Source organism: Paenibacillus sp. FSL R7-0312 (assembly GCF_038004445.1).
Taxonomy (GTDB): domain Bacteria; phylum Bacillota; class Bacilli; order Paenibacillales; family Paenibacillaceae; genus Paenibacillus_AQ.
Window position 1 is genome coordinate 7,198,040 of record NZ_JBBORE010000001.1, and the last position, 17,037, is coordinate 7,215,076.

The 17,037-nt window shown below is 54.3% G+C and carries 12 protein-coding genes; 1 reads left to right on the top strand and 11 read right to left on the bottom strand.

Going from position 1 to position 17,037, the window contains the following annotated elements:
• The first annotated feature begins 121 nt into the window (after positions 1-121).
• Positions 122-517, top strand: coding sequence for a hypothetical protein (locus tag MKX70_RS31100; protein ID WP_042233812.1), 396 nt, complete (start codon positions 122-124; stop codon positions 515-517).
• Positions 518-621: 104 nt separating this feature from the next.
• On the opposite strand, the gene MKX70_RS31105 is transcribed toward MKX70_RS31100, so the two are convergent.
• The 11 genes from MKX70_RS31105 to iolC all read right to left on the bottom strand — a co-directional run bounded on the left by MKX70_RS31105 (position 622) and on the right by iolC (position 16,887).
• Positions 622-1,062 carry a DUF5680 domain-containing protein gene (locus MKX70_RS31105; RefSeq protein WP_340841492.1) on the bottom strand — a complete coding sequence of 147 codons (441 nt, stop codon included), beginning with the start codon at positions 1,060-1,062 and terminating at the stop codon, positions 622-624.
• Between the two features lie 521 nt (positions 1,063-1,583).
• Positions 1,584-3,338 (bottom strand): hypothetical protein, encoded by a 1,755-nt coding sequence (locus MKX70_RS31110; RefSeq protein WP_042233810.1) that lies wholly within the window; start codon positions 3,336-3,338, stop codon positions 1,584-1,586.
• A gap of 58 nt (positions 3,339-3,396) precedes the next feature.
• Positions 3,397-4,365, bottom strand: coding sequence for a sugar phosphate isomerase/epimerase family protein (locus MKX70_RS31115; RefSeq protein ID WP_042233808.1), 969 nt, complete (start codon positions 4,363-4,365; stop codon positions 3,397-3,399).
• Between the two features lie 38 nt (positions 4,366-4,403).
• Positions 4,404-5,276 (bottom strand): carbohydrate ABC transporter permease, encoded by an 873-nt coding sequence (locus tag MKX70_RS31120; protein WP_042233805.1) that lies wholly within the window; start codon positions 5,274-5,276, stop codon positions 4,404-4,406.
• A 25-nt stretch (positions 5,277-5,301) separates the two neighbouring features.
• Entirely contained in the window at positions 5,302-6,141 is an 840-nt protein-coding gene (locus MKX70_RS31125; protein ID WP_231637878.1) for an ABC transporter permease, read from the bottom strand.
• 137 nt (positions 6,142-6,278) lie between these two features.
• Entirely contained in the window at positions 6,279-7,889 is a 1,611-nt protein-coding gene (locus MKX70_RS31130; protein WP_042233801.1) for an extracellular solute-binding protein, read from the bottom strand.
• Between the two features lie 388 nt (positions 7,890-8,277).
• Positions 8,278-10,530 (bottom strand): helix-turn-helix domain-containing protein, encoded by a 2,253-nt coding sequence (locus tag MKX70_RS31135; protein ID WP_340789409.1) that lies wholly within the window; start codon positions 10,528-10,530, stop codon positions 8,278-8,280.
• A 686-nt stretch (positions 10,531-11,216) separates the two neighbouring features.
• On the bottom strand, positions 11,217-12,113 hold the full coding sequence (gene iolE / locus MKX70_RS31140; protein WP_340790240.1) for a myo-inosose-2 dehydratase: 897 nt from the start codon (positions 12,111-12,113) through the stop codon (positions 11,217-11,219).
• Between the two features lie 156 nt (positions 12,114-12,269).
• Positions 12,270-14,297 carry a 3D-(3,5/4)-trihydroxycyclohexane-1,2-dione acylhydrolase (decyclizing) gene (gene iolD, locus MKX70_RS31145; protein ID WP_445323692.1) on the bottom strand — a complete coding sequence of 676 codons (2,028 nt, stop codon included), beginning with the start codon at positions 14,295-14,297 and terminating at the stop codon, positions 12,270-12,272.
• Positions 14,298-14,304: 7 nt separating this feature from the next.
• Positions 14,305-15,765 (bottom strand): CoA-acylating methylmalonate-semialdehyde dehydrogenase, encoded by a 1,461-nt coding sequence (locus tag MKX70_RS31150; protein ID WP_042241843.1) that lies wholly within the window; start codon positions 15,763-15,765, stop codon positions 14,305-14,307.
• 111 nt (positions 15,766-15,876) lie between these two features.
• Complete coding sequence (iolC, locus tag MKX70_RS31155) at positions 15,877-16,887, bottom strand: 5-dehydro-2-deoxygluconokinase (protein ID WP_042233796.1); 1,011 nt, start codon at positions 16,885-16,887, stop codon at positions 15,877-15,879.
• Between the last annotated feature and the right edge of the window lie 150 nt (positions 16,888-17,037).

Genomic DNA, 17,037 nt, shown 5'->3' on the forward strand with positions numbered 1-17,037 from the left:
AGCTCCCGATTATGACGGATCGCGGTCCGCCCTACTGTGTAATCACAGCATAGATTTGCAAAATTATGGTATGATCCGGTTAAGGACGCTTTTCTACTTTCTTACAAAGGAGCGATTCAGCATGATCGGTAGCATTGTATTTGTTGGAGTAGTTGTATATGTCGCTATGCTGGGGATTAATCACAGTAATCGTCTTCAACGCAAAAACAAGCATTACGAGCACAGAAATAATTCGGCTGATAATTATTTCTTTCCGGGGCCAGATCTGAACAACTCTGCCGGAGACAGCCGCAGCGATGATCACCATCACCATGACGGGCACAGCGGAGCCAGCCATCATCACGGGCATCATAACCACAGCCATGGCGGAAGCAGTTGGGATAGCGGCGGTCATCACGGCGGCCACGGCGGCATGGATAGCGGCGGTCATGGAGGACATGGCGGCGGTGATTTCGGCGGTGGTGGTGGCGATTCCGGCGGTGGCGGGGATTCCGGCGGCGGCGGTGGTGGCGATTGACTGAACAACAGAGTCTCCTATAGGCCATGAATTGGCTGCTCGGGAGACTTTTTGTGTTGAGCATCGTCCGGGCGCGCGTTTGGCAGGAAAGGACGTTCCGCGTGCTACTCCTTAACTACACCGCCATGAAACATACATTCATAGACCATTGTATCTCCGGCCCAAATCACCTCTGACCCGCTGAACCAGGAGAAGTCCCCGTCTACTGAGCATTTATAGATGAGATGGCCATCCGTATAATGCTCCGGCCCGCGGAAGGGTTTATCCTCCGGCACCAGCTGCAGGGCGGCTTTCAGGAAGTCTCCGCTGAAGCCTTCCGCAGTCACACGCCCGGCGTAATTCATCGCCCACAGCGGCTGGTCATCCTCCAACAAGGCTTCCTCTCCGGCAAACTTCTCCGAACCTAGGTAGGTGTCTATGTATTTCAGGTTCCCGCGCACAAATTCCAGATCATGAGACGCCGGCCGGGACGGGATTAACTCCGGCCCCTTACCTGCATAGGTTGCTTGCTTGGCCTCTATCAGAAACTTAATCTTGTCCATCATAACTATCATCCTCCGAAAGATTAATACATCTTTAGCTACAATAGAACATACGTTCTGAACTAGCAGTGATTTTCCTCCTAATATCTGTATCTATATTGCATAGCAGGACATAAAAATGTACTTTGATGTGACAGACCGTTAAGCAGCACGGTGTACTTGAGTTGGCCGTACGTAACGCATAGCGGATAATTGTATTTGGTACAACTAAAAACGGCGTAAAAACCGGATGAGCAGGAATAACTGCATTCTGTACAATTAAAAAAGGGAAAAGTATCCTTTTATGCCCTAACAGAGTTAAATAAGTGTACAGAGTGCAATTAAAACTCCCCGGTACAGTTATCCCCTGAACGGGAGTCTCAGAGCAAAGCAGGCAACCGGACATTATTAATGATGCGGATGCCTGGTGCGGCCGGAGGATGCACGGTTCAGGCTGTATAACCAGATATATGCACAAAAACACCAGCATCCGAAGATGCTGGCAGCTGCAAGACCACACCATTTCAATTGCAGTCTCTTATACTTTAATTGCCGCCTCCTATTATAGAAGGAGAAAGCGTAAGGGTGAACGTCTTATCAAACGGGGTCATCAGATTAACCAGCACTGCCTTGCAGTTATTCTGCAGCTTAGCCTCACGTACCGATGTTGCCCGATGAGCCATTTCTCCCCCCGTCAGCTCTATCCAGTCCCCGCCATAAGTATAGCGGAGTTTACCGCCTGTCCACAGGCAGCAGTCCTCTTCCACAGTCTGCAGCTCTCCGGAGGTGAAGTTTCCTTCCCAGCCAAAATTGAAAGACAGCTGTGCCATGACCTCGCCCGGTTCCTCACAATGCAGCCGGATGGTCCAGCCCGTCCCGGTGCGCTGCACCTCTGCCTCCACGGATAGCGTCTGTTCATGCGTCAGCAGACGGCTCTGGTGCGGCAGCAGATACCAGGGACTGAGCGCTGTACCCGCTGAAGGCGGAAGAAGCGCACCTTCAACCGGACCGTAGTAGCCCTTCTTCTGTTCTCCCTTCAAGAGGTATCCCTCCGGAAGTCTAGTCATCTCCTGCATCGGCACAAAGCCGGGATAGAAATAGGAAGCCAGCTGTACCGCCAACAGCCTTGCGGCACCATGACGCAGCGCAAAGAACGATGGCGTCTCCGTGATCAGCGTCACGCTGGTATCCCCATCTCTGATCCGGGCAACGGGGGCTCCGAAATCGGTATGCAGCCGGCTGTGGAAAATCCGCCCCTGATGACCAGCAGACTCCATTTCCTGCAGATAGCTGTGCCGCAGGAAATCACCGTTCAGTATTTTCTCATACTGTTCGGGCAGCCCTGCCGCTGACTCGAACGGCTGCTGGAGCTCCGGCTCCAGCAGCAGCCGCACCAGCACATTGGCCGAGCAGACACCGGGATCGGCAAGTGCTCTCCCTGCCCATTCTGCCATGCCTGCCAGCACAGTATCCTTGTCGGAACGGGCAAGAATGGCATACGGCAAATAATAGGGAGACAGATCATGCACGCTCCCCAGATCCTGCCGCCCGGAATAATCGGTCACAACCTCACCCGAAGGATGAACCAGGTAGACCATCATGTGCAGGTTCTGCCGGACCGGGTCCAGCAGCTCAGGCCGGTTCAGCAGACGGGCGGCATGAATCAGCATGATGTCGCTAACAGCGCTGTAAATGCCGTTGCTCCGCTCTGTCCATTCCCCGTCCGGCGTAATATCCATGCCTTCCGCCAGCCACTGGCTGGCCCGCTGTACGGCCTCTTCCACTCCGAACAGCTCATGCAGGAATCCAAGTGCAGCGCACAGTACCCAGCGGTGATTCGGGGTGTGAACACCTCCCGTAAGCATCACGGGAAGGGTCCGTTCAAGAAACAGGAGCATATTGTCCAGCACCGGCTGAAGCGGAGCCCACTCCTGCTTAGCCAGCAATTGATACAATTGTGCATAGCCTACCACAACGAAGGCCGTATCCGGCGGAGAATGATAGTTCGTCCAGCCCGGGGAAATCGAGCCGTCCTCATGCTGGAAGCGCAGCACAAACTCTGTGGCCAGCCTCAATCGGTCCAGGATCTCCATATTCCGGTAGTATTTGGAATCGGGGTTCGCCAGGGCAGCCCCCCAATAACACATGTCAGTCGGCGTTCCGGTTGTATGATTGACCCAGGCAACACCCGTATGGGGATCAATGGTTCCTCCGTAATACCGGTTCTCCGTATCAAGCACCTGCCGGGATATGCCCTTCTCCACTGCTCTGTCATTGCTGTCCACCAGCTGCTTATACATTATGCTTCCTCCTTGCAGAAAATCTTGCTATATCTTCTTTTGCTTTTTGTTTATTTCTTTAGCGCTTCTCATATATATAAGACGCACTCAGCCTATCCAGCTTGGCCGTAAGCAGACGGTGGCTCTCATGAATCTCCTCCGGGCGGCAGGCCGCCTTCAGCTCATACACCTTAACCTGCGCCCGTTCAATCATCGGCAAATAGGCGTCATAGAAATCGGGGTTCCCGCTGTTCACATAGGGACACCAGTGGTCGGAGAGACCGATAGTCTCATGGATGTGGACACCGACAATGTCATCCATCAGCCCTTCCATCTCCCCGATGCTGTCGTACAGTCCCAGACGGTCCATCATAATGGCATGACCGGTGTCATACCAGATGCCGACAGGCGCTCCTTGCAGCGCGCTTATTATAGTCTTGGCTTCGGCAAGCGTCGGAATCTGCTGCGGCTTGGAACGTGTCTCGATCCCGAAGCGGACATTCAGTCCCTTGGACGCGGCGCGGTTACATACTTCATCCAGACTTTCGATAATCGTCTGCACATAACCCGCGCTATAGGCTTCACGCCGTTCGAGCAGCTCTGCCCACTTCCTCCGGTAAGCCTCCGAATTCTTCCCTTGCCCGCCATAGAGCTGCTCCAGCTCCCCGGAGATATCACCCGGAAAAGGCACTTCGCCGGGATGCACCACCACAGCTTCCCCGCCGAAGCGATCGGCATACTCTGCCGAACGGACCAGCAGGTCTACCGCCCGCTTCCTCTTCTCCCTGTCTGCGAAGCCCAGCAGCACGGAATCCGTGCCATAATCAGGGTCTGCCACGTGGGGGAAGGTGTTATGGACACTGGATACGCCGATCTCCCCCCGCTCAATCATCGGTTCAATCGTAGCCAGCATTGTTTCCGTCACATTGTAATTCAGCTCCACCCGCCGGAAGCCCAGCTCACGGATCTCATTCAGCATCCCGTCACCTGTAGTGTGACGCCTGATGTTCCAGCAGGTTGAGAATGCGAATTCGCCTTTATCCTCCATATCCGTTCTCTCCTTTCCCTATAGCGCAGTGTTGCAGGTTAGCCCTTGACCGCACCAAGCATCACACCACTGACGAAATATTTCTGCAGCCAAGGATAGACTACAAGAATCGGAACGGTAGCGAAGACGACAGTAGCAGCCTTGAGGCTCTCCGGCGGCAGCTTGGTGCGGGCCGCCCCCTCCAGCTGTGTCAGCTCAGTGATCATATTGTTCTGAACCATCTGGAAGAGCTTCAGCTGAAGCGGATACAGATCGGGATTATTGATATACATCAGGGAATCCTGGAATCCGTTCCAGCGGCCAACCGCGTAGAAGAGCGCAAGTGTAGCCATAACCGGCATGGATAACGGCAGAACAATTTTCATCAGGGTGCGGAAATGCGAGCTACCGTCGATCTCGGCTGATTCTTCCAGACTCGGCGGGATGCTGCGGAAGAATGAGATCAGGATAATCAGGTTGAACGGGCTGACCAGACCGGGCAGAATCAGCGACCAGACTGTATCAATCATATGCAGATCACGGATCAGCAGGTATTCAGGAATAATCCCACCGCTGAAGAACATGGTGATGATGATCAGATACATGAACATGGTGCGGCCCTTCAGCTTGCTTTTGGTCAGCGGATAAGCGGCTGCGATTGTGAAGAGCATACATAATACCGTAGTAGCAACCGTCAGGATAATAGTGAAGATCAGCGAGCGGATCATTGCATTGTCGGTAAAGACCTGCACATAAGCCTTCCAGTTCAGTTCAATCGGGAAAATCGTTACTTCCCCGGAAGTAATGGCCCGCGTGGAGCTGAGGGACACCGCAATCACGTGTACAAACGGAGCCAGACAAAACAGCACGAACAGGGTAATAAAGGTAACATTAACGATATCGAATATCCGGTTTGAGGTACGTTCACTCATAGTACTCCGCCTCCTTTCTTCATTATCATAGAATGCCGTTGCCGGTCACTTTTTTCGATATATAATTGGAACCAAGGATGAATACCAGTCCAACCACAGCTTGGAATAATCCAACTACAGTCGCCAGCGTATACTGGCCCGATTCCAGACCAATCCGGTAGACGAAGGTACTGAGCACATCGGAATATTCACGCACTGCCGTATTCCCGATGATGTAAGGACGATCGAAGCCGATGCTGACCATTTTCCCCAGATTGAGAATCAGCAGGGTAATAATGGTTGGTTTGATACTGGGCAGCGTAATGTAGCGGATCTTCTTCATTCTGGTCGCCCCATCCACCTCGGCAGCTTCAAACAGCTCGCGGTTGACACCGGTAAGCGCCGCCAGATACAGGATGGTTCCCCAGCCGGCACTTTGCCAGACACCAGTGAACAGATAGGTAATCAGCCATGGATTTTTTTCGGTCAAAAAAGGAATGGGGTTCAGCCCCATGCTCTCCAGCACCCCGTTCACCATACCGGATTGGTTGCCGAACAATTGATAGACGATTCCCCCGATAATCACCCAGGAAATAAAGTGGGGAATGTAGAGAAGGGTCTGTGATATTTTTTTGAACCATACCGACTTCACTTCATATAGCATAATGGCGAGAATAATCGGGGCCGGGAAAGATACAACCAAATCCAGAAAGTTCAATAAAAACGTGTTGCGCAGACTGCTGTAAAACTCTTTCATGCCAAAAACCTCGCGGAAGGCATCGAAGCCGATCCACTCACTGCCGTTGATCCCCTGGAACAGGTTGAAATCCTTAAAGGCAATCTGTACCCCATACATAGGGCCATAGCGGAAAATCAGGAAATACATAATGGGCAGTGAAAGCAGCGCGTATAGTTGCCAATACCGTCTGATGTAGGACGCTTTGCTCAAGTTACTCTCCTCCTATGGAGAAAAAACCGGGCAGAGCAGCATGCCAGCTCCCCCCGGTTTTCACTTTTTTTAGTTTATTTGGCTGAAATCTCTGTTAGCGCCTGCTCCAGCTCCGCTTTCAGCTTGTCTCCGCCCAGAGACATGTAATCCTTCATTTCCTGCTCGAAGGTGGTATCGAACTCCTCCGGCTTCGCCATCGCGGTCTTCACGATAATGACGTTGAGCTTGTCGCTGAGCGTAGTGCCGTATTTCGATTCTGCTTCAATCGGCTTACCGAAGACGATAGGACCCACGGTATCCGTGTTGGCAATATCGATCGACTGCTTCAGCGCCTCCTGGTTGTTCGCAGGGAAGCCCATAATCCAAGCTTTCTCATTCATAGCCTGGTCGCCGAGGTTCTTGCCGTTGGAGATAATCGCGGTGTCCCCGGAAGTGAACAGACGGTCTTGGAATTCCTGGGATACATCAGCCTTAACGACCGGGATGCCGTCCACCATATCGTAGTTCTCGCCTTCAACACCGTTGTAGATGTCAATCAGATTGTTGCCTGTCGCCATCCAGTCAAGGTATTTCACCGCTTCCACTGCACGTTTGCTGCTCTTAGGGATCATGATGTACATGCCGTTCGAGGCATAGCGGGATTTGATATACTTATTGTCCACCTTGGCATTGGTGAGGACATCCGCCGGCAGCAGCTTGCTGCCCGGTACATTCTTGTAGAGATTATCCAGCGTACCGTCGGCATAGAACAGGCTATCCACATCCTCGGAGAAGAAGCCGACGTTGCCGTTCTGAATGTCCTTGGACACCTGGGCCTTGTCTTCATCCAGACTGAAGTCCTTGCTGACCAGCCCTTCATTGTAGAGCTTGTTGAGGAACTGTGCCGCATCCTTAAAGCCCTCATGCAGCGGCAGCTCGTAGCGCTGGCTGTAGGTCAGATCGCCGCTGATCGGCTTAATGAAGGAGTAGATCAGCGTCTCTAGCTGAGCCGAGCCAAGGGACATGCCCATCGGAATGGTTTTGCTGCCAAGACCGCCCGGGTCCTTCTCTTTAAACGCTTTCAAAGTAGTGTACAGCTCATCGGTATTCTTCGGTACCGGCAGCCCCAGCTTATCCAGCCAGTCCTGGCGGATGTATGAAGTATAGCGGCCTGTAATCGCCCGTTTACCCGGGATGGCGAACTGCTTGCCGTCGAGCTGGCCGAAGGCCATCGTCTCGTCACCAATGAATTTTGTCAGCGTCTGACCGTGCTCTTCAAGAAGGGGACCGACATCCGTCAGCCCGCCTTGCTGGGCATAACGGTAGAAGACGCTGGAATCATAAGTAAACACAATATCCGGCACATCGGAGTTACTTGCCATAAGTACATTCAGCTTCGTGACTTCCTCGGAGCGCTGCACCGGTACAAATTCGACGTCAATGTTATTGGGATCACCGAAATTTTTCTGAATCATCTGGGACATAAAGTTATTGGTAATCGTGTATTGCTTCGGACTTTTGCCGCGGTCGAAGATCTCCACCTTTAGAGTTACGCGTTCGGCTTTAGCGGGTGCTTCTGTACCTCCGGCTGCCGAATTGCTCTTGCCATCAGAGGAGCAGCCTGCAAGCAGAGTAGCCCCCATTACTGCGGTCAAGCCGATGCCGATTGCCTTCTTCAGAACTCTTTGGTTTACGTTCACTGTCATTGTTCCATCTCCCTCGCCTTAGCAGGCTATAATGGTGACTTCATGATACCCCCGAGCTTGTATAGTGCCCGATTCTTAGCGGTGTCCCTCAAGCAACATGGGCCTTTAGCGTTCAAGGCTGCTTGCTGCTTCGGGATGCCCACAGTATTCCATAACTTTTGGGGGTCTGGCAATAAACCTGTTTCGGATGAGCTACAGCGCCTGAATTCGGACATCCGGTTTATCAGACCAACGATTTTCGTACGATAAACCGCTTTCACATCGGCAAAAATATAGGCCGCATCGCTGTTCGCACCCCTTTTTCGGAGGTTAGCGGACGAGTGATGCGGCCTGGGTGTACAGAGTGTAGCTGATGTAACCATGTTGAAGCTTCGGCCCAACCTGCGGCTCAGGTTCTGGAGGCTTCGCGGCGTTTCGAGGAGCGGTAATCGCCCGGCGTGATGCCGGCAATCCGTTTGAATACCCTGCCGAATGAAATGGCATTCGCATATCCTACTTGAAGCGCGATATCCTGCAGGGAATAATCCGTCTCCGCCAGCAGCTGCTCAGCTTCCTTCATCCGCAGCTCAGTGAGGAAGTCCACAAACTTCATTTTGAATTCCGTCTTGAACAGATAGCTGGCATATTTGCCGGAGACCTGGAACCGGTCACTCAGATGCTTCAGCGACAGATCGGGATTGGCAAAATTTTCTTCGATATAATCCTTCATCTCATTGACCATGGCCCGGTAGCTTTTGGTTTCGCTGACAGAGACATAGGTGCGGAATAAATCGGTGACATATTCAAATAAAATAGCCTTCACTTCATGGATGGCCTCGGCCTCTTCCAGCTGCTTCAGCCGGACCTGCGCATTCTCCGCCGACAGCTCGTCCTGCAGCTGCTCGGACATTACCGCCACTTCCCGGCCCAGCATCTGCAGCATAGCCTGGATTAGGGAACGGATCTCTTCGTCCTTCAGGAAATCCTGTTCAAACGCTTCAAAGATCCGCTCCAGCTGCTCCCGCCACTGTCCGCTCGACATGCGGAAGTGCTTCACGAACTCCGCGATCATCTGCAGATATTTATACGTCTCCAGCAGCGGCTGGCGCGCTTCGCCGCTCTCGGCCAAAGCGATATCCCCATAGATCAGCAGCTTATGCTGCATGATATATTCGGCTGCAGCATAAGACTCCCGGATCTTGGCCGGCCCGGCTGCTGCGGAGCCAATCCCGAAGCTGAGCGAAATCCGCAGATTCTGCTCTACCCAAGAGCGGCAGTCCTCCGCGAAGATGCGGATCTTGGCCTCCATCTCCTGATCGCTGCCGGTTGCCAGGAAGAGAATCGCAGCGCGCTCGGTTCCTACCCACTCTGCCCACCCCTGCAGCTCCGAATTCCGCGCCAGTTCCTGGAACACATTCATCAGGGCAAACTTAAGCGTATTCTGGTCGCCGCGGGTATAGCGGTCCTCGAAGACCTGCTCATACTGGTTAATCTCAGCTAATACAACCATGAAGCGTGATGAGGCCTCGGCACCGGTAAGGGGCGACAGCTCCTCCAGCCGCTGGGTCACCTGCTCCAGCCGCTCGCTATGCAGCAGATCGGTGAACAGCTTGCTGCGCTGCAGAAGCAGGTTCTCCCTGCTTTTTTTATCATAATCGGTCATGTGATTGATCAGATCCTCCAGCACCCCGTCAATAAGCATCATCTCGTCAGGCCTGTCGGTAGACTGATCCATCATGCGGATCTGATGGCCTTCAATCCGGTTCATAATCACCTGGATCGGTTTATAATTGCGCCGGGTCACATAGATCAGATACAATATCGCACATACTACAGTCCCGATGGCAATCGCTACCCAGAGATAAGAAATCACAGAAACCCAATTGAACAGGTTCCCGGCCTTGATTCCGCTTGCGAACGTCCAGCCGTTTCTCTCCAGCTTCAGCGTATTCAGCAGCTTGCCGCGGGTGGCACCCTCAGTGTCGGAATGCGCTTGGTACAGCGTCTCCCCGTTACTGTCCAGAATGGTCATGTAAGAAAGCTGCTGGTTGACCATACTGTCGATAAGCTGCTCCATGGCGCTCATTTTGAGATTGATGACCAGCATGCCCCCGGAGCCGAAGGGAAGCGGCATCGCTTTGTTGGTAGTCAGCACACGGATGGGGGTACGCTGAAACAGGTCAGAATTATACTCCCTGACCGGCTGCCACCCTTCCGGTAACACTGGAGTGGAGGTCATGGCCTTAATCCAGTCCTCGTCGAAGAATCCTTCAAGCTCCTTCAAGCCCGTATCTGTTAAAACGCTTCCATGGACACGGTCATACAAATAGACGGATTGAATATACGAGGATTCTTTCATCATATTACGCAGACTCTGGGCAACTGCATAGACTGTTCCCTGCTCCGGCTCGCCTTGATTATTGAAATAGAGCTTGTAGATATCGCTTCGCTCAACCGCTTCCAGCACCGACAACTCGGCTTCCTTGATCGTCCGGTCCACACTATCCCTGAGATAGCTGGCTGAGATGCGGTCTGCTTTCTTCGTCTCCATCCGGGAGATATCGTTAATAAACACAAATGAGGCAAAGATCAGAATCGTCACCGTCAGCAAAAAAATAGGGAAATAGGACAGCACCAATCGGCGATACCAGGTACGAAACAATAGACAACCTCCTCCACAACCATCTAGATACCCGTCCGCGGTCCGGCCGCTCAATAACAAACACCGCTCTGAACGAAGCCGCGGCAAATACAGACATTCAACTGAGGGGGTCATAGACATAACTTCTGCCCGAATTCCTGCCATTATAGCATACGCGCTCCCGGTCCAGCCAACCAGATAAAGTCAATTCGCCGCAGCTATCTTCCCCGCCAGCTTCTTATGCCCTGCCTGCTTGGGTTAAGCAAGCTAGGTGTGGATATATGTGGAAACAACCCGATGGACGGACATCAGCAGAAACGATGAGTTATATTGATTGAACTTGAAAAATATACAAACAGGGAAAAGTGACATAGGAGAATTATATAACTGTTGGAGCATTAGCAGTCACGGCCATCCCAGAACGGACAACTTACAAGTACAATCTATATAGCCCAAAGGAATAGGAGCCAGCACCCGGGATGTGGAGGCGGATGTCACCAGGGACGAGCGGCGGGAGGGTCGGCGGTTACCTGAAAAATGTGATTTCTCGCCTACTCCTGCTCCTTATTCACGCCCCCAGCCCATTTTTATCATACGGGTGCCCCCCATCAACCACCATTCCATGAAAAAGCGGAGTAAGCACAGCCGCAGCCGTGCACCCCCGCATACTTTCACCCCTCAGCTATAACGACTACCACCCTTATGGCTTATAAACCGCTGAGTTCCCGGATATAACGCCGTGCCTTGATGGCATATTCCAGCGGATCGGCAAGCGCCGGGTCCTGCTCCGCTTCGACGACGAACCACCCCGTATAGGGGGAGGCAGCCAGCTCGGCAAAAATCTCCCAGAACGCAATACAGCCATCCCCCGGTACGGTGAACGCTCCCGCTTTTACCGCCTGGAGGAAGCTCAGCTTCTCCGTAGTCACCCGCTGGACCACTTCCGGCCGGATGTCCTTCAGATGCACATGCCTGATCCGCGGCAGATGCTCGCGCAGAACCTCCAGCGGGTTCTCACCGGAGAAGGCCAGATGCCCCGTATCGTACAGCAGCGACACTTCACCAGGATCGGTAAGCTCCATGAGCCGGGTGATTTCCGCAGCCGTCTGCACACCGGTCCCCATATGATGGTGATACACCAGTGTCATGTCCTTCTCAGCCGCCAGCCGCCCCAGTCCGCCCAGACCAGCCGCAAGCGCCGCCCACTCCTGGCCGGTAAATACCGGTTTGTCAGCGAACAGCGGCGTGTCCATCTGTCCCTGAATGCTCCGTCCCTGTTCGGATACTACAATGACTTTGGCGCCCATCTCATGCAGGAAATCACGGTGTATGCAAAAAGCTTCTGCCGTCTCCTCATACGGGCGTACCGTCAGGTACGCACTGAACCAGGCACTGGCAATCTTCAGACCGCGCAGCTCCAATGCCCGGCGCAGCACCTCCGGGGAGCGCGGGTATTTGTTGCCGACTTCACTGCCCTGATACCCGGCAAGCGCCATTTCGCTGATGCACTGCTCGAAGGTATTGCCCTGCCCAAGCTCAGGCATATCATCATTGGTCCAGGCGATCGGAGCAATGGCCAGCTGGATGGCATGTTCTCGGAACATCATCTTGTTCTACCCCTTCCACAATCCCAAGTATGGCAGGCTTCATCTTCATGATGTGGCTTCAGGAAGCTGACCAGCCCGCCGTTTCGGCAAGTCGCAACGGCTGCGCCCTCCTTCAAGTAGGAGGGCTTCCGTTTCAGTAAACCCTGTGCACTCTCAGTAGCTGCGGGCCTTCTTCAGCTCGCTGGATTTTTGCTGGTAAGCAGCCTGCACAGCCTTACTGCCGGATACTTCAGCTACCCCCACATTCCACCAGGCCCCATAGCCATGGGTCATCGTCTTGGGCAGCACCTTGATGTCGATCAGCGTGGAGCGTTCCGACTTCCGGGCCGCCGCCAGAGCAGCCTGAAGCTCCCCGGCTGTCGCCGCGCGGAAGGTCTGAACCCCATAACCGGCAGCGCTCGCAGCATAGTCGATACGCATTAGTTCACCGCTGAGCTGGCCGTCCGGACCCCGGTGACGGAATTCCGTTGCCATGCTGTCCATTCCCTGCTCCATCTGCAGGTTATTAATGCACCCGAAGCCTGCATTGTCCAGCAGAATGACGTTAATCTTGCGGTTCTCCTGCAGGCTGGTTACCAGCTCTGAATGCAGCATCTGGTAACTGCCGTCGCCGACCAGCGCGTAGACCTCGCGCTGCGGCTCGGCTATTTTGATACCCAGCGCACCCGAGATTTCATAGCCCATACAAGAGAATCCATATTCCATATGATAGGTATCCGGTATCTCCGAGTTCCACATCCGCTGCATGTCTCCCGGAAGACTGCCTGCGGCTCCAATGACAATTGCATCCTGCGGTATGGTGTCATTGAGGATCGCCAGCACATGCGTCTGTGTAAGCGAAGTACCCAGCACCTCAGCATATTCGGTGAGCTTCTCATCCAGATGACCAGCTATCTCCGGAATAAACGAATCTGCTGCGCGATCAGCCAGATCCTGCTTAACGCTACCTTCCGTCATGCCACCCGGCAAGCTGCCCGCATCTCCGGCATTCCCCGGATACTCCACACCGGCGAGACGTACTCTCTCCGCGCTCCAAGCCTTCTTGGCCTCCACGATCTCATCCGTATACGCTGAGCGGTACCCCCGCTCCTCCAGAGCTGCGGATAATGCGTTCAATCCTTCCGCAGCATCACAGACAACAGCCAGCGCATCCAGCTTGGCCGCGTGATAAGGCGAGGCGTTGAGCGTCAGGAATTTCACCTCGGAATGACCGAACAGGCTCTTGGAAGCTGTAGTGAAATCCGTAAACCGGGTGCCGACGCCGATCACCAGATCAGCCTCCCGGGCCAGCGCGTTGGCGCAGCCATTGCCGGTGACACCGATACCGCCGAGGTTGTATTCGAAGCTGCTGGCGACCGCGCTTTTTCCGGCCTGGGTCTCCCCGAACGGGATGGCGAATTTCTCTGCAAAAGCGCGCAGTGCCTCTCCGGCATCACTGTACCGGACACCGCCGCCGCAGATCAGCAGCGGCCGCTGCTTGCCCGCAATCAGCTCGGCAGCAGCAGCGATCTCAGCCGGATGCGGAAGCCGGGGAAGGACGCGGTGAACTCTTTTGCGGAAGAAATCAAGCGGATACTCCCAAGCCTCCCCCTGTACATCCTGCGGCAGCGCGATTGTTACCGCCCCGGTATCCGCCTGATCCGTCAGCACCCGCATTGCATTCAGCATAGCCGACATCAGCTGCTCAGGCCGGCAGACCCGGTCCCAGTATTTGCTTACTGCCTTGAAGGCGTCGTTAACCGAGATCGACAGATTATAGGTATGCTCCATCTGCTGCAGCACCGGGTCCGGCTGGCGGGTGGCAAAAGTATCCCCCGGCAGCAGCAGCACCGGAATCTGATTCGCCGTCGCCGTAGCGGCAGCCGTCAGCATATTGGCCGCCCCCGGCCCTACCGAAGCGGTACAGGCCATAATCTTCCGCCTGCGGCTCTGCTTGGCGAACGCGGTCGCCGCATGAACCATTCCCTGCTCGTTGCGTCCCTGATAGACCGTCAGTTCCCCCGGCGCTTCCTGAAGTGCCTGTCCGAGTCCGAGTACATTGCCATGTCCGAACACGGTGAATACACCGTGCACGAAGCGTTCCGGCCCGCCGCCGAAATCGACATACTGCTGATTCAGAAATTTAACCAGCGCCTGCGCTGTCGTTAATTTGATCCGTTCCACCTGATGTCCCCCCTTCATCTTCGCCCTACTGCCAACGGGCGGTGACCACTTTTTTGCGCGTATAGAATTCCACCCCGTCGCTTCCGTTCGCATGAAGATCGCCGTAGAATGAATCCTTCCAGCCCGAGAACGGGAAGAAGGCCATCGGTGCCGGTACGCCTACATTGACACCCAGCATCCCGGATTCGATATGCTCGCGGAAATAGCGGACTTTGCCGCCATCATTGGTGAAAATACACGCTCCATTCGCAAACCGCGAGCGGTTCGCAATCTCCACCGCCTCAGCGACATCCTTCACCCGGATGACCGACAGCACCGGCGCAAAGACCTCCTCCTGCCAGATCTTCATCTCCTCCGTCACTCCGTCAAACAACGTTGGCCCGATAAAATAACCCGCTTCCTGCACCGCAGCATCCTCCCGGCCATCCCTGAGCAGCTTCGCCCCTTCCGCGATCCCCTGTTCAATGTAGGCAACCGTCCGGTCTTTATGCCCCTGCCGGATCACCGGCCCAAGAAACGTATCCTCCTGCAGGCCATTCCCGATGGTCATGCTGTTGCATTCACGCAATAGGATGGAGATCAGCTCATCGGCCACTTCCTCCTGCACCGTCACCACAGAACAGGCCATACAGCGTTCCCCGGCAGAGCCGAAGGCCGCATTCACAATCTGGGAAGCCGATGCCTCCAGGTTCGCGTCCGCCAGTACGATCGAATGGTTCTTCGCTCCGGCCAGAGCCTGGACGCGTTTCAGATGGTCTGTCCCTTTTTTATAGACATACTCTGCCACCGGCTGCGATCCGACAAAAGAAATCGCCTTCACATCAGGATGCTCCAGCAGGCCGTTCACCACCTCATGCGCACCGTTCACTACATTCAGCACGCCCTTCGGAAGTCCGGCTTCCTCCAGCAGTTCAGCGAGGCGTGCCGCCAGTAGCGGTGTACGCTCCGAAGGCTTCAGCACAAAGGTGTTGCCACAGGCAATCGCCAGCGGAAACATCCAGCAGGGCACCATCATCGGAAAATTAAACGGGGTAATCCCGCCGACCACCCCGATCGGATAGCGGTACATGCCGGACTCGATCCCAGTCGCAATATCCGGCAGCTGCCGGCCCATCATCAGCGTCGGGGCGCCTGCCGCGAATTCTACACATTCAATGCCGCGCTGCACTTCGCCGTAGGCTTCTTTGAAGCTTTTACCGTTCTCCAGTGTGATGATCTTCGCCAACGGCTCCCAATTCTCAACCAGCAGCTGCTGGTATTTGAACAGAATCCGTGCCCTGCGCGGCACCGGCGTACTGGACCATCCGGCAAAAGCTGCTTTTGCCGCCGCCACCGCCCGGTCCACATCGGCTCTCGAAGACAGGGGAACTCTGCCCAGCTCCTCACCCGTCGCCGGATTAACTACCTGCTCCGTCTGCGCTGTATCCGCTTCTACCCATTGTCCGTCAATATAATTCTTCAGTATTTGTGCAGTTGGCACTGTCATTCTGTCCACTCCTTCGGCTCTATTGATGTCTGCTGGTAATGACTTCAGTCTGTTCTGCTGCTGCCTGAATGTGTAATCGCCGCCGGTTCCTTCTGTCCCCCGCATATGTGCTTATTGTGCGCCTGATGTAATCTCCTCGTTCGAGAGCAGGAAGTCTTCCAGCTCGTTGAGGGTTGGCATGGCATCGGAGCAGCTATGGCGGGAGATGACGATGGATGCCGACGCACTGCCGCGCCGCATCGCCTCACTGACACTGTGCCCGTTCATCAGACTGTGGATGAAGGCCGAGGCATAGGAATCACCTGCACCGAACGTCTTCAGCACCTTAGCCGGAAAAATACCGCTTCTATGGCTTTGCCCATCCGCGGTATAAGAGATCGATCCGCTGCCGCCATGCTTGATGACCACCAGCTCTGCCTGATGCGCGAACCAGCGTGCCGCCGTTGCCTTATCGTCCGCACCTGCGAGATTATAGAGGTTTTCCATCATATCGAATTCGTCCCGGGTCCCGATAATACAGTCACATTTCTCAGCCGCCAGGTTATAATAGACCGCCGTTTCAGCTTTCGAAGTCCAGGTATACGGCCGGTAATCGAGATCAAAAAATACAGTAAGCCCATGCTTGCGGGCAAACTCCAGCGCCAGGAATACCGCTTCACGGGAAGGGCTCTGCGCGAGAGCGGTGCCGGAGATGAGCAGCGCTTTGGAGCTGCGGATATACTCCTCCGAGATTTCCTCTGGCTTCAGCAGGAGATCGGCCACATGATCCCGGTACATGAGAATGCTGCATTCCTGCGGGCTCTTAATTTCTGTAAAAGCCAGCCCCGTCACCGCACCCGTCCGGTCAACGCTCACCTGACTGTCATCTATGCCGCCCTTCTGCAGATAGCTGCGGATGAACCGGCCCATCTGGTCATCGGCAATCTTGCCGATGAAGCCGGTACGCATACCCAGACGCGCTGCACCGATTACAATATTGGCCGGAGAGCCGCCGACATATTTGGTGAAGGTCATCGTCTCTTCCATCGGTCTCCCGGTTTCATTGGCGTTCAGATCTATACAAAGCCGGCCAATGGCGATTAAATCCAGCTGCCGGGTAGGGTCGAACTGTAAACCGTTCATAGTGATGCCTCCTTGATCGAGCTTAGGGAATACGGTCGTTGAATAACTGACCGAGTGTTGGTTGGTTAGTTGATTGTTTGTTTGGTTGTTTGTTTGGTTGGTTGTTTGGTTGGTTGTTTGTTTGGTTGTTTGTTTGGTTGTTTGTTTGGT